The organism is Polynucleobacter sp. Latsch14-2, from assembly GCF_018881925.1.
Taxonomy (GTDB): domain Bacteria; phylum Pseudomonadota; class Gammaproteobacteria; order Burkholderiales; family Burkholderiaceae; genus Polynucleobacter.
In genome coordinates this window covers 21,613-34,497 of the sequence record NZ_JACVPL010000007.1, presented here as the reverse complement: position 1 = coordinate 34,497, position 12,885 = coordinate 21,613, and the positions used below count along the sequence as shown (strand labels likewise).

Genomic DNA, 12,885 nt, shown 5'->3' with positions numbered 1-12,885 from the left:
AGTATGGAGATAAAAAATGGAAAATCAAAAAGGCGCAATTCGAAGAATCATTACTGGGCATGATGCTGAGGGGCAATCTATTTTCACGGAAGATGGTATCGCACCCTCAATTCACGATAATCCCAAGAGAGTGGGTTACTACCTCACTGATCTTTGGCATACCGATGAAACCCCTGCAAAAATTAACAATAATCCAGACACCACCAGTCGCCCTCTCCAACTCATCCCCCCAAAGAACGGAACTGTAGTGAGGGTTGTTGAATTTGGTCCTGAAGGTGAGTGGAGTCAAAACTTAAGTGCGTCTGATGCCCAAATTGCTTTTGGGGCATTGGGTACTGAAAAAGCATCAACTTTTAAAAAAGGTGGCCACCCTTTTATGCATCGAACTGAATCAGTGGACTACGCGCTGGTTCTAGAAGGTGAGATTTACATCGTATTGGAAAAGGGGGAGAAGTTGATGAAGCAGGGTGATTTTCTAGTTGAGCGTGGAACCAATCATGCTTGGAGCAACCGCTCTGGCAAACCTTGCAAAATGCTGTTTGTCTTGATTGATGGAAAATTTGATCTTTAGTGGTCGACATCTATCAATAAATATGAAAACTCCTCTTTCTATCTCGCAATGGATTCTCAGCGGCTTGTTTGCCGCATTTAGTATCACCACTAACGCGGCAAACTTCCCCCAGAAACCGATAACCTTAATCGTTCCATTCGCCCCTGGCGGAGGAACGGATAGCATTGCACGAGATCTCTCCAAGACCCTAACGGAAAGATTGGGTCAAGCAGTGATAGTGGATAACCGCGGCGGCGGCGGCGGCTCGATTGGTGCCGCTATGGGCTCAAAAGCTGAACCCGATGGGTATACCCTTTTATTTGTTACCTCAACATTTGTAACGCATGCGGCAACCGATCCAAATGCCGGATACAACATTGAAAAAGATTTCTCACCGGTAGCAATGATCGGTAGAGGTCCGCTACTAGTGGTGACCAATAAATCACTCCCAGTAAAAACTTTGCCTGAATTAATTCATTTGAGCACACAAGTTCAAGAAAATCTAAATTACTGCTCGGCAGGATTGGGAAGCATTAATCACCTTTCAGGAGAGCTGTTTAAGCAGAAAACTGGCGCTCAATTAACTCATATCCCCTATAAAGGCAGTGGGCCAGCCACCATCGATCTTCTAGCGGGAAGGGTACAAGTATTTTTTGCCACCATCCCCACCATTCTGCCTTATGTGGAAACAGATCGAGTCAACGTTTTAGCCATCACCAGTGAAAAACGCTCTCCCCTCTTTCCTAATATACCAACTGCAAGCGAGTCCGGAATTCCAGGATTCAACATCAGCACATGGTGGGGTGTTGTTGCGCCACCCGGCACACCACCCGCTATTGTTAAAAAGTTAAATGAAGAAATTAACTACGCCGCAAATAAAGACCCCCTAAAAGCCAGGCTTGCTAAAGAAGGTGCGCAATCCTACAAGCTCTCCCCTGCTGAATTTCAAAAGGCACTGAATAGCGAGCTCAAACTTTGGCAGGGCGTTGTTAAGAGCGCCAATCTTAAAATTGAATAATTCAATACCTACTGAAAGTAAGCAATGAAAATCATCATGATCGCTGGCGACGGCATTGGGCCAGAAATTTCCGCCGCCACTAAAGAAGTACTTCAAGCAGTTAATACCAAATTTAAGCTCGGGCTTCAAATAGAAGATGAAATCGCTGGTCACGCCAGCCTGAAAATGCACGGAGCAACAGTAACCGAAGCATTGCTTAACAAGGTAAAACAGGTGGACGGCCTCATTCTTGGGCCAATGTCTACTTACGACTTTAAAGACGAGGCTAAGGGGGAGATAAACCCATCTAAGTTTTTTAGAAAATCCTTGGACCTCTATGCCAACATTAGACCCGCTAAAACTTATCAGGGGCTTCGCTCTCCGGTTAGTGATTTTGATTTAATCGTAGTTCGTGAAAACACTGAAGGTTTCTATGCTGATCGCAATATGGAACAAGGCAATGGTGAAATCCTAGTCACCCCCGATGTTGCCATCTCTCTACGCAGAATCACCCGTCAGTGCTGCGAACGGATTGCACGCACCGCCTTTGAACTCGCACAATCCAGAAAAAAGCATGTCACTATTGTTCATAAAGCGAATGTTTTGAAAATTGCCGATGGGATGTTTATCGACATCTGTCATCAAGTCGGCAAGGAGTTTCCGGAAGTATCTATCGATGACTTTATCGTTGATGCCATGGCCGCCCATCTTGTCAGGGCCCCTCAAAAATTTGATGTCATTGTGACAACTAATATGTTTGGGGACATCCTCTCAGATTTGACTGCTGAACTATCTGGAAGTCTTGGCCTGGCAGCATCGGTGAATGCGGGTACTCATCACGCAATGGCACAAGCAGCACATGGCTCGGCTCCGGATATTGCCAACCAAAATATTGCCAACCCTTACTCGCTGATTCTTTCGGCGGCTCAGTTGTTAGAGTGGTACTCACATCGATCTGGGAAATCTGAATTCGGTCAGGCTGCGAAAGCAATTGCAGATGTTGCCACCTCTTTAATCCTATCTAAAGAGGTGACTAAAGATATTGGTGGACACCTTGGCACAAAAGAAACAGGTGCAGCCCTAGCAAAAGGATTGCTAGCCTTAGATTGAACTACTCAATCGTAATTTGTGATTGCGCAATCAGCTTTCTCCAGCGCTCGATTTCACTTTTAATCAGTTGAGAAAATTGCTCAGGTGTGCCGGGCATAGGATCGGCACCCTGCGCAATTAATTTGTCTTTAAATTTTGGATCAGCCAAAATGCTTTGTAATTCTTTGTTTAGGCGATTACGAATTGCGACTGGTAAGTTTGCTGGTGCAACTAATCCATACCAGGTAGCCATTTCATACCCAGGCAGACCCGACTCAGCAATAGTGGGTATACCAGGGGCAGCAGCTGAGCGTTTGGCAGTTGTAATGCCTAAAGCACGCAAATTACCCGCCTTTACTTGGGGGACTGCGCTAGGTAGATTTGGAAAGCTCATATCAACTTGACCCGAAATAACATCGGGCATAGCGTTGCCAGTTCCTTTATAAGGAATATGAATCATATCAATTTTAGCCATCTTCTCAAATAACTCAGCAGAGAGATGCACCGAGGTACCGCTACCACTTGAGGCAAATGTTAATTTTCCAGGATTCGCCTTGGCTGCACTAATCACATCCGCCACCGATTTATAGGGCGAATTGATTGGCACTACCAACATATTTGGTGCCGAGAACACTCCACCAATCGCCGTGAAATCTTTTACAGGATCGTAAGGTAAATTTTTATAAAGGGATGCATTTACTGCATGACCAATGGATGGAAAGTAAATCGTATATCCATCAGGCACAGCACGTGCCACCATCTCTGCAGCAATATTACCGTTAGCTCCCGCCTTATTCTCAACAATCACAGGCTGTCCAAGACGGGTTGATAAACCCTCTGCCAAAGCTCGTCCGACAGTGTCAGCTGAGCCACCAGGGGAAAATCCCACAATGAGGTGAATTGGTTTATTAGGGTAGACACTTGCAGAATCAGCGGCGTGCGTAATGCCACCAGCCAAAAGAACGAAACCTAAAAGAGAGGTCAGAAGGCGCAATTTCATTTTTGGGAATTGATCAATGGAACACCGCTAATTTCCTGCAACTCGTCAAAACTTAAGCCATCTACCCAATCTACTGCAAGTAAGCCCTCGGGGGTGACCTCAATCGTCGCCAAATCAGTGTAGACACAACCAACAGCAGCAAGAGCAGTCAATGGATAGGTGCATTCCTGAACAAGCTTAGATTGACCTTCTTTCGTGAGATGCTCCATCATCACAAAGGTCTTCTTTGCGCCCAAGGCTAAATCCATGGCGCCGCCTACCGCAGGAATAGCCCTAGGATCGCCAGTACGCCAGTTGGCAATATCGCCCTTAACTGAGACCTGAAAAGCTCCCAGAACGCAAATATCTAAATGCCCGCCACGGATCATCGCAAAGGAATCTGCATGATGGCAAATTGAGGCGCCAGGCAGCATAGTGACTGGCTGCTTTCCTGCATTCACAATTTCCGGATCGATTTGGTCACCAGTAGCCAATGGCCCCATACCCAATAAACCATTTTCACTATGGAGCAATATCTCCCGATCGCTAGGCAGATAATTAGAAATAGCCATAGGCTGACCAATCCCTAAATTAACCGTAGCCCCTTCTGGAATATCCTGAACAATCCGCCTGGCAATATCAGCGGTAGAGCGTCTTGTAATTTTAGAAAGATCGATCATGACGCCCCCTTTACCTGTACAACGCGTTTTACAAAAATTCCCGGGGTCACAATAATTTCCGGATGAAGAGACCCTAACTCAACCACCTCATTGACTTGAGCAATCGAACAGCGGGCTGCAGTTGCCATGACCGGCCCAAAACTTCGTCCAGTACCGTGATAAGTCAAATTACCCCAACGATCACCTTTATCCGCCTTAATTAAGGCATAGTCAGCCTTAATAGCTTTCTCAAAAATGTAATTAACTCCATCGATCTCGCGCGCTTCTTTGCCCTTGGCCAACTCGGTACCAAATCCAGTGGGCGTAAAAAAACCGCCAATACCAGCACCACCTGCGCGAATCCGTTCTGCCAGGGTTCCCTGTGGAACTAGCTCTAATTCAATTTTGCCAGCACGATAGAGATCGTCAAAAGCAACAGATTCAGGCTGACGCGGGAAAGAACATAAAATCTTTTTCACACGACCAGCACCAATTAATTTGGCAATTCCAACCCCTGAACTCCCAGCATTGTTACTGACAAAAGTTAAGTCTTTGGCGCCCTGCTCATATAAAGCATCCAACAAAAAGACTGGCGAGCCAGCATCACCAAACCCAGAAATTAGGATGGTTGAACCATCAGCAATGTCCCGCAAAGCCTCAGCAACGCTAGGAATAATTTTTTGAATCACAAAAGTCTCCGTCTATTTTTATTATGGGCGCTACGAATCCAATTTTTAGCACCAATAGTGCTAATTTAATGCAATTGTGAAATTGCGGCTCGAATTGCTGCAGGCAGACCACTGGCCTTGGCTTTACGGGCCTGCAGTATGACGGCGGAAGTCTCCCGCACCTTTGCCGACCATGCAGATCCAGGAAAAAAGGCATCATCTTGATAACGGGGGATCACATGCCAATGAAGATGGGGGACTTGATTCCCCAGCGAAGCCAAATTTACCTTTGCCGGCTGCATGATATGGCGCACAGCCTCCTCAACCACCAAGACTAGTGACATCAATACTTCACGCTCCCCAAATGTGAGCTCGGACATCTCGCCGATGTGGCGATTCCAAATCACCCTGCAAAAACCAGGCAAATCTGGGTCATTGACTAAGATAACGCGACAATCATCGCCACGCCAAATGAGCTCACCCTCTTCCGACCTCAAATGCTCTGCACAGAGTACACAATTTTTCATCTAATAAATGTATACGAAAACGGCACCTAAGTCACCCTTGTGAGGTAATTTAGGCGCCGCAGCAGTACTGGTATTACTGCATCAACACACTACTGGGATGTTTTTAGTGGAACTGCTCTTCTTCGGTAGAGCCTGTCAAAGCAGTTACAGATGATTTGCCTCCCTGAATAACGGTAGTGACATCATCAAAATAACCGGTGCCAACTTCTTGCTGATGTGAAACAAAAGTGTATCCACGATCACGGGCAGCAAACTCCGGCTCTTGTACTTTCTCGATATAAGCAGTCATGCCACGCTGCATGTAATCTTGAGCTAGGTCGAACATGTTGTACCACATAGAGTGAATGCCCGCGAGAGTAATAAATTGATACTTGTAACCCATCGCTCCTAATTCACGTTGGAACTTCGCAATCGTGGCATCGTCCAAGTTCTTCTTCCAGTTAAAAGATGGCGAACAGTTATACGCCAACATCTTGCCTGGAAACTTCGCACGAATTGCTTCAGCGAACTTACGAGCAAAATCCAGATCAGGAGTACCCGTTTCACACCAAACCATGTCGGCATATGCTGCATATGCCAAGCCACGGGAGATCGCCTGATCTAATCCCTTACGTGTCTTATAGAAGCCTTCTGGGGTCCGCTCACCTGTTAAAAATGGCTTATCGTTAGCATCATAGTCAGATGTCAATAAGTCAGCAGCTTCAGCATCGGTGCGAGCCAAGATAATAGTTGAAACACCCATTACATCCGCTGCCAAACGTGCTGAGATCAATTTTTGGACAGACTCAGCTGTAGGCAGTAACACCTTGCCACCTAGATGCCCACACTTCTTAACGGAGGACAATTGATCTTCAAAGTGAACGCCAGCCGCACCTTGCTTGATAAGTGCCTTGCTTAATTCAAATGCATTCAATACGCCACCAAAACCGGCTTCAGCATCAGCAACGATGGGGGCAAAATATTCAATGAAACCCGCATCTCCGCGCTGGATACCTTTAGCAGTTTGAATTTCATCAGCACGTTGAAACGAGTTATTAATGCGCTCGACCATTTTAGGTACTGAGTCCACTGGATAGAGCGATTGGTCTGGGTACATCGCCGCATAGGAGTTCCCATCAGCAGCCACTTGCCAGCCAGATAAATAAATTGCCTGAACGCCAGCCTTAACCTGCTGCATTGCCTGACCGCCAGTCAAAGCGCCTAAGCAATTTACATAAGCCTCATTGTTGACTAAGTTCCAAAGTCTTTCAGCGCCGTGCTTAGCTAGCGTGTGCTCAATCTTTAATGAGCCACGCAAGCGCACAACATCTTCTGCGGTGTAGCCACGGGTAATGCCGTGCCAACGTGGATTAGTGTCCCAGTCTTTTTGAAGTGCTGCGATTTCTGCTTTGCGGTCTGTCATGCTTCTCTCCCTAAGTTAAACAAATACTTCTTAAATTGAGACATTTAAGTCTTATGTCTTATATAAGAGTTTAGGGAAATCTGCCAAGCAAACAAGTCTAGAGAAGAAAAATAATCAAATAATTAATTCTATTAAAATTAGATGCTTATGATATTAATTTCATAATACAAAATGAATATTCACTGCCTGAAATCAAAGCATTAGTAAATTGTTGCAGCGCATTTTAAGGTGAAAAATGACTTTCCACATTGTGAAATAAGAGAAATACCAAACCCTTAAGATCCCGTTGTTTTATTTGCGACCCTAAAGGCCATAAAAATAATCATCAACTGAAAAAACGCTACTCCAATAAAGAGCAGTTTTGGAAGATTCGCATCCATAAATATTCCAAAGATCAGCGGTCCAAGTGCGGCGCCTAAATCAATCCCGGAATACACAATTCCATACACCCTGCCCGAAACCCCAAGGGGTGTTGCGGCCCGAATCATTAAGTCACGTGAGGGCGCAGCTATGCCAAGTCCGGTACCAAGCACAATAAATAAGACCACTATGGTGTAGATTGGCATCCAGCCACTAGCCATCAGTAAGCTCATCGCCATGCCAACAGACAAGCAAGCAGTGACCACCCTCTCAGAAGCTTTTACAAGGGCAGCAATGTAACCACCTAATAAAACCCCAAAGACACTACCTAAAGACATTAAAGTCAAAAAATAACTACCGGTACTGACAGGTAAGGCATAAATTTTAAATAAGGCGCTTGGGGAGAAAGACTGCAAACCCGATGTCGCTGCCATACTAAAGAAAAAGAACAGCCAGCAAAACCAAACTGCAGGCAACTTTAAAAATGCAAAAGCACTTACAGGAAGGCCGCCCGGGTTAGAGGCCTCTGCACTTGCCTGCGTTGTAGCGTGGCGTTTCTGAACATCATCGAATAACTCATCTTTATTGAGCCACAAAACGAATAAGACGATGGCCTCTAAGGCTGCTGCTGACAAAAAAGCAATTCGCCAATCAGCAAGCTCTGCTATGGCCACCATGAAGGCAGGAGCTAAAGCCCAACCCAAGTAACCTGTAACACCATGCAATGAATAAGCGTAAGGCAAATTAGGCGGGGAGATTTTATGGTTAATCAGGGTGTAATCTACTGGATGGAAAATGCCATTTCCACACCCGGCAATGATGGCAGCGATAACCAACATAGGGTATCCATTGCTTTGGGAATACAGTAGTGCTGTAAGCACCAATAGGCCAACGCCAGAAAATAAAACGGGGCGAGCCCCCACTCGATCAACTAAAAATCCCGAAGCAGCCTGCACCACGCAGGACACCACAAAAAATATGGACATGAGCAAACCAAGCTCAGCGTAGGTAAAGGCGAAATCCTTCATCAACCATGGGAACATGGGAGGAAGAATTAGATGAAAGAAGTGAGAGCTGCCGTGCGCTAGGCTAATGAGACCAATAACCCGGACATCACTGGCACGCCTACTAAGCGTATCAGTCATGTACCGAGTTTACTGGCACAGGAATTTTCCTGCTTGCTATTCGATGCTAGTGTACTTGTCGAGTAAAGCTAAAGTCACCTTTCTTATCTACATCAACCGGCACTACATCCTTGGGACCGAACTTGCCTTCCAAAATCATCTTGGATACAGGGTTCTCAATATGCTGCTGAATGGCTCGTTTGAGAGGTCTTGCGCCAAACACCGGATCAAACCCAACTTCAGCAATCTTATTTAAGGCGGCATCACTTACCTCAAGCTGCATATCAACCTTAGCCAACCGATCTGACAAGTTTTTAAGCAATATCTTCGCAATATTGGCAATGTTGCCCTTATCTAAGCCGTGGAACACAACAATCTCATCAATTCGGTTTAAAAATTCCGGACGGAAATGATTCTTTAGTTCTCCAAATACGGCCTCTTTCACCTCTGCCTGTTTTTTGCCGGTCATCGATTGAATCAGTTGCGATCCAATATTGCTGGTCATGACAATCACAGTGTTTTTAAAGTCAACTGTTCGACCCTGACCATCGGTTAAGCGACCATCATCCAATACCTGCAAGAGTACATTAAATACATCAGGGTGCGCTTTCTCGATTTCATCAAACAAGATCACGCTATAGGGGTGACGGCGTACTTTTTCAGTTAAGTATCCACCCTCTTCATAGCCAACGTAGCCTGGAGGCGCACCGATTAAACGGGCGACACTGTGTTTCTCCATGAACTCACTCATGTCGATACGAATTAAGTGATCCTCGCTATCAAATAAGAAACCGGCTAACGCTTTACAGAGTTCCGTTTTACCAACGCCTGTAGGCCCAAGGAATAAGAATGATCCATAAGGTCGATGCTCTTCAGCCAAGCCAGCACGCGAACGGCGGATAGCATCAGAGACTGCACGAATAGCCTCTTCTTGACCAACCACACGCTGATGGAGCAACTCTTCCATCTTTAGCAATTTATCGCGCTCACCCTGCATCATCTTGGAAACCGGAATACCTGTGGCGCGCGAGACCACTTCAGCAATTTCTTCGGCGCCAACCTGAGTTCGTAAAAGCTTATTCTTTACAACCCCATCTTTGGCGCCCTTTGCTTCAGCAGCAGCGGCAGATTTGAGCTTGGCTTCAAGTTCAGGCAATTTGCCATATTGCAACTCAGCCACCTTTTCTAACTTACCCTCACGCTGAAATTTAACAATGTCGGCCTTGATCTTCTCGATCTCCTCTTTAATATTGGCGGCACCTAGAACAGCGCCCTTTTCAGCCTTCCAGATTTCCTCTAAATCAGCGTACTCTGCGCCGAGGCGCTTGATTTCATCCTCAATCAAAGCAAGACGTTTCTGCGAAGCTTCGTCCTTCTCCTTCTTAACGGCTTCACGCTCAATTTTTAATTGAATTAAACGACGCTCCAACTTATCCATCACTTCCGGCTTGGAATCAATCTCCATCCGAATGCGTGAGCCCGCTTCATCGATTAAGTCGATTGCTTTGTCTGGCAAGAAACGATCGGTAATATAGCGATGAGATAACTCTGCAGCTGCCACAATCGCCGGATCCGTAATTTCAATGCCATGGTGTAGCTCATAACGTTCCTGCAAACCACGCAAAATGGCAATGGTTGCCTCTACGGTAGGCTCGTCGACCATCACCTTTTGGAAGCGACGCTCTAAGGCAGCATCTTTTTCGATGTACTTGCGATATTCATCTAAAGTAGTTGCGCCGATGCAATGCAGTTCACCCCGAGCCAAGGCAGGCTTGAGCATATTACCCGCATCCATTGCGCCATCACCCTTACCGGCGCCAACCATGGTGTGAATTTCATCGATGAAGATTATGGTTTGACCTTCATCTTTAGCAACATCACTGAGTACAGCCTTCAAGCGCTCTTCAAACTCACCGCGATACTTAGCACCCGCCAATAGCAAAGCCATATCCAAAACTAAGACGCGCTTGTTTTTTAAAGTTTCAGGCACTTCGCCATTCACAATGCGCTGCGCCAAACCCTCCACAATCGCAGTCTTACCTACACCAGGCTCGCCAATAAGTACGGGATTGTTTTTGCCACGACGCTGAAGAATTTGAATAGTGCGACGAATTTCATCATCACGACCAATGACAGGATCGAGCTTACCCATTCGTGCACGCTCGGTTAAATCTATCGTATATTTTTTTAAGGCCTCACGTTGCCCTTCTGCATCTGCGCTATTCACCGACTCTCCCCCGCGCACTAAATCAATAGCCGCTTCTAATGATTTACGATTTAATCCATTCTCACGAGCAAGCTTACCCAACTCACCCTTATCATCGGCAACCACGAGCAAGAACAATTCACCAGCGATAAATTGATCATTGCGTTTATTGGCTTCTTTTTCACATAAATTGAGCCAATTACTTAAATCGCGCCCGACCTGAACTTCGCCACTCGTGCCCTGCACCTCAGGCAAGTTGCTAATCAGTTTTTCAACGCCTTTTTCTAAGCCAGAAACATTGACCCCGGCTCTTGTTAAGAGGCCCTTAGCGCCAGCATCAGAATCACGCAACATAGCCAGCAGCAAATGGGCTGGCTCGATATATTGATTATCTTTAGCTAAGGCGAGGCTTTGAGCCTCACTCAACGCTTCTTGAAACTTAGTTGTTAATTTATCTATTCTCATTTTTGTACCTATCCACTCTATGTGTATCTACCTATAGAATATAAGGACAATATGCCGAATTTCAAGGCTTTATCACCCTTTTTGAGACGGATTTACCCCTACTTTGACTTGGCTTGTATACCTTCTTGAATGCTCCGATGGCAGCTTTTATGCTGGCATCACCAACCGCCTTGAACATCGTCTAGAAGCCCACAACTCGGGGCTAGGTGCTCGCTATACAAGATCGCGCAGACCAGTTAGCCTGTTAGCAACTCAAGCGCACCCAGATCGATCTGAAGCCTCCAGGGCCGAGGCTAGATTGAAGAAGCTTCCGCGATCTGAAAAGCTGGATTTTTTTAAAGGCTAATTCAAAGACGAAGGTTTTGAATTTGCAGCTTGAAGTTTCTCAACGAACAACACCTTCTTGTCTATGATGAGCATTTGCTCGCTAGGGCAAATCAGTACTTTACGATAGCGTAAAGGAATGAATTCATAGGTACCACCGCTACTTACCTTCCATTTACTATTGTCATAGAGCGTGAAGCTATCTAGCGGGTTGCCATAAAAGGTTAATGGCTCTTTAATGGCCGTTTTATAACAAAGAATGGCATCCTCTTTTGGGGCTTCTGCAGAGCTTACTAGTGGCATGAATAACAATACGCATGCAATCAATAGGCTACTCCTGAATACCAATCGCATCATTTTTGACTCGCTGAAGCCAAGGCTTCTGAGCAGTCATTTAACCAAGACATCCCCAATTTGGTTGGCGAGACATATTTGCGCCTTGCGTCGGTCTTGGAAACTTCAGTCTTAATCAACTTTAAATCCATTAACTGCCTTGTAATTGAATGGAGGGTCGCTTGGGAGGCGATCTCGTTTTGCAGTATTAAATCCAGTATTGATAAGGAAACTTTTTCTGAATGGGCAAAAAGAACGGCCTCAAGCACCATGACCTGTTTATATTCGGTCAACTTGTAGCGTTTATTAATTCTCCTAATAGAATTGGAGAAATGAAGGTATTTAAAGCTTAATTCAGACATGCGTTTATCGTATTCCCTGTTAGGCTATTCACCTAAGGGAATCGAAAATAACTTTTATATTTAAAACTTATAGCTATGCTGAAAAATTAACCTACTGTAGTCATGGCAATAAATACTTATATCTTCCAGCGAGCCATTGCAGCCCCATCGGCCACGCGGGCGTCTACCCAGCGTCCACCCTCTGCCGTCTCTTCTTTTTTCCAGAATGGGGCAGCATTTTTGAGGTAATCCATGATGAATTCGCAGGCTGAGAAAGCTTCACCACGATGCGCGCTTGTGACGGCAACCAAAACAATTTGATCTTCCGGCAGCAATGCTCCCACCCGATGAATCACCAATGAATTGCGTATATCCCAACGGACTCTGGCTTGATCCATGATGTTTTGGAGGGCCTTCTCGGTCATCCCCGGGTAATGCTCTAGTGTCATTGCCTTAACCTCGCTACCCTCATTCATATCGCGCACAGTACCCAAGAAACTCACTACTGCGCCAACTTGAGGATCAGCGTTACGAAGATTTTTAATCTCTGTGGTGAGATCAAAATCAGCTTCCTGAACACGTATGAAGGTATTGGCCATCCTATCCACCAGTCACCGGGGGAAAGAAAGCTACTTCAGCACCCTCTTCCAGAAGAGTGTTGCTATCCACCATATGATGATTGAAGGCGCAGCGGATCACTTGGTTATTACCTAACACTTTTGCCCACACCTCACTTCGTTGAGCAAGGTGGCTGCGTAGATCCGCAATCGTTTTCACTTCCACAGGAGTGGTGATGCTCTCTTGGGAAATACCAAGGGCCTCGCGTAAGGAAGCAAAGAATCGTAATTCGATTTTCATGGG

Annotated in this window: 15 protein-coding genes; 4 read left to right on the top strand and 11 right to left on the bottom strand. The window is 45.7% G+C overall.

The features are described 5' to 3' along the window. Window positions 1-16: 16 nt before the first annotated feature. Genes ICN46_RS07470 through ICN46_RS07460 form a run of 3 tightly spaced genes read left to right on the top strand, consistent with a single transcriptional unit; the run spans window position 17 to window position 2,657 of the window. Window positions 17-571 carry a cupin domain-containing protein gene (locus ICN46_RS07470; RefSeq protein WP_216206752.1) on the top strand — a complete coding sequence of 185 codons (555 nt, stop codon included), beginning with the start codon at window positions 17-19 and terminating at the stop codon, window positions 569-571. Between the two features lie 22 nt (window positions 572-593). Continuing rightward, entirely contained in the window at window positions 594-1,568 is a 975-nt protein-coding gene (locus ICN46_RS07465) for a tripartite tricarboxylate transporter substrate binding protein (RefSeq protein ID WP_216206749.1), read from the top strand. 24 nt (window positions 1,569-1,592) lie between these two features. Continuing rightward, the gene (locus tag ICN46_RS07460; RefSeq protein WP_216206745.1) at window positions 1,593-2,657 is read left to right on the top strand and encodes an isocitrate/isopropylmalate dehydrogenase family protein; all 1,065 of its coding nucleotides are present in this window, start codon (window positions 1,593-1,595) and stop codon (window positions 2,655-2,657) included. Window position 2,658: 1 nt separating this feature from the next. Here the strand turns inward: ICN46_RS07460 and ICN46_RS07455 are convergent, their stop codons facing one another. The 7 genes from ICN46_RS07455 to clpB form a co-directional block, all read right to left on the bottom strand. Then, window positions 2,659-3,636 (bottom strand): Bug family tripartite tricarboxylate transporter substrate binding protein, encoded by a 978-nt coding sequence (locus ICN46_RS07455; RefSeq protein WP_216206742.1) that lies wholly within the window; start codon window positions 3,634-3,636, stop codon window positions 2,659-2,661. Next, entirely contained in the window at window positions 3,633-4,295 is a 663-nt protein-coding gene (locus tag ICN46_RS07450; protein ID WP_216206739.1) for a 3-oxoacid CoA-transferase subunit B, read from the bottom strand. Before ICN46_RS07450 ends, ICN46_RS07455 begins: the two co-directional genes overlap by 4 nt. Beyond that, window positions 4,292-4,963, bottom strand: a complete 672-nt coding sequence (locus tag ICN46_RS07445) for a 3-oxoacid CoA-transferase subunit A (RefSeq protein ID WP_216206736.1) — start codon at window positions 4,961-4,963, stop codon at window positions 4,292-4,294. Before ICN46_RS07445 ends, ICN46_RS07450 begins: the two co-directional genes overlap by 4 nt. A 65-nt stretch (window positions 4,964-5,028) precedes the next feature. Beyond that, window positions 5,029-5,469 (bottom strand): HIT family protein, encoded by a 441-nt coding sequence (locus ICN46_RS07440; RefSeq protein ID WP_216206734.1) that lies wholly within the window; start codon window positions 5,467-5,469, stop codon window positions 5,029-5,031. Between the two features lie 103 nt (window positions 5,470-5,572). Next, complete coding sequence (gene aceA / locus ICN46_RS07435) at window positions 5,573-6,871, bottom strand: isocitrate lyase (RefSeq protein WP_216206731.1); 1,299 nt, start codon at window positions 6,869-6,871, stop codon at window positions 5,573-5,575. Window positions 6,872-7,146: 275 nt separating this feature from the next. Further along, window positions 7,147-8,376: an MFS transporter gene (locus ICN46_RS07430; RefSeq protein WP_216206728.1), complete on the bottom strand. Its 1,230-nt coding sequence runs from the start codon at window positions 8,374-8,376 to the stop codon at window positions 7,147-7,149. A gap of 46 nt (window positions 8,377-8,422) precedes the next feature. Beyond that, on the bottom strand, window positions 8,423-11,026 hold the full coding sequence (clpB, locus tag ICN46_RS07425) for an ATP-dependent chaperone ClpB (RefSeq protein ID WP_216206725.1): 2,604 nt from the start codon (window positions 11,024-11,026) through the stop codon (window positions 8,423-8,425). 103 nt (window positions 11,027-11,129) lie between these two features. On the opposite strand from clpB, the gene ICN46_RS07420 reads away from it, so the two are divergent. After that, the gene (locus ICN46_RS07420; RefSeq protein ID WP_216206723.1) at window positions 11,130-11,372 is read left to right on the top strand and encodes a GIY-YIG nuclease family protein; all 243 of its coding nucleotides are present in this window, start codon (window positions 11,130-11,132) and stop codon (window positions 11,370-11,372) included. On the opposite strand, the gene ICN46_RS07415 is transcribed toward ICN46_RS07420, so the two are convergent. From ICN46_RS07415 to moaD, 4 genes are all read right to left on the bottom strand, one after another. After that, window positions 11,369-11,677 (bottom strand): hypothetical protein, encoded by a 309-nt coding sequence (locus ICN46_RS07415; RefSeq protein WP_216206721.1) that lies wholly within the window; start codon window positions 11,675-11,677, stop codon window positions 11,369-11,371. The two genes, ICN46_RS07420 and ICN46_RS07415, sit on opposite strands and share 4 nt — an antisense overlap. A gap of 26 nt (window positions 11,678-11,703) precedes the next feature. Continuing rightward, a complete protein-coding gene (locus tag ICN46_RS07410; protein WP_216206719.1) occupies window positions 11,704-12,045 on the bottom strand; it encodes a hypothetical protein in 342 nt (113 codons plus the stop codon). A 116-nt stretch (window positions 12,046-12,161) separates the two neighbouring features. Then, entirely contained in the window at window positions 12,162-12,623 is a 462-nt protein-coding gene (gene moaE, locus ICN46_RS07405) for a molybdopterin synthase catalytic subunit MoaE (RefSeq protein ID WP_216206716.1), read from the bottom strand. A gap of 1 nt (window position 12,624) precedes the next feature. Beyond that, on the bottom strand, window positions 12,625-12,882 hold the full coding sequence (gene moaD / locus ICN46_RS07400; protein ID WP_216206713.1) for a molybdopterin converting factor subunit 1: 258 nt from the start codon (window positions 12,880-12,882) through the stop codon (window positions 12,625-12,627). Window positions 12,883-12,885: the final 3 nt, after the last annotated feature.

What these genes read in the sequence shown, in the direction of transcription:
- ICN46_RS07460 (WP_216206745.1), top strand. Translation starts at nt 1,593, where the DNA reads ATGAAAATCATCATGATCGCTGGCGACGGCATTGGGCCAGAAATTTCC.
- ICN46_RS07410 (WP_216206719.1), bottom strand. Translation starts at nt 12,045, where the DNA reads ATGTCTGAATTAAGCTTTAAATACCTTCATTTCTCCAATTCTATTAGG.
- clpB (WP_216206725.1), bottom strand. Translation starts at nt 11,026, where the DNA reads ATGAGAATAGATAAATTAACAACTAAGTTTCAAGAAGCGTTGAGTGAG.
- ICN46_RS07465 (WP_216206749.1), top strand. Translation starts at nt 594, where the DNA reads ATGAAAACTCCTCTTTCTATCTCGCAATGGATTCTCAGCGGCTTGTTT.
- ICN46_RS07450 (WP_216206739.1), bottom strand. Translation starts at nt 4,295, where the DNA reads ATGATCGATCTTTCTAAAATTACAAGACGCTCTACCGCTGATATTGCC.
- moaE (WP_216206716.1), bottom strand. Translation starts at nt 12,623, where the DNA reads ATGGCCAATACCTTCATACGTGTTCAGGAAGCTGATTTTGATCTCACC.
- ICN46_RS07440 (WP_216206734.1), bottom strand. Translation starts at nt 5,469, where the DNA reads ATGAAAAATTGTGTACTCTGTGCAGAGCATTTGAGGTCGGAAGAGGGT.
- ICN46_RS07430 (WP_216206728.1), bottom strand. Translation starts at nt 8,376, where the DNA reads ATGACTGATACGCTTAGTAGGCGTGCCAGTGATGTCCGGGTTATTGGT.
- ICN46_RS07470 (WP_216206752.1), top strand. Translation starts at nt 17, where the DNA reads ATGGAAAATCAAAAAGGCGCAATTCGAAGAATCATTACTGGGCATGAT.
- aceA (WP_216206731.1), bottom strand. Translation starts at nt 6,871, where the DNA reads ATGACAGACCGCAAAGCAGAAATCGCAGCACTTCAAAAAGACTGGGAC.
- ICN46_RS07455 (WP_216206742.1), bottom strand. Translation starts at nt 3,636, where the DNA reads ATGAAATTGCGCCTTCTGACCTCTCTTTTAGGTTTCGTTCTTTTGGCT.
- moaD (WP_216206713.1), bottom strand. Translation starts at nt 12,882, where the DNA reads ATGAAAATCGAATTACGATTCTTTGCTTCCTTACGCGAGGCCCTTGGT.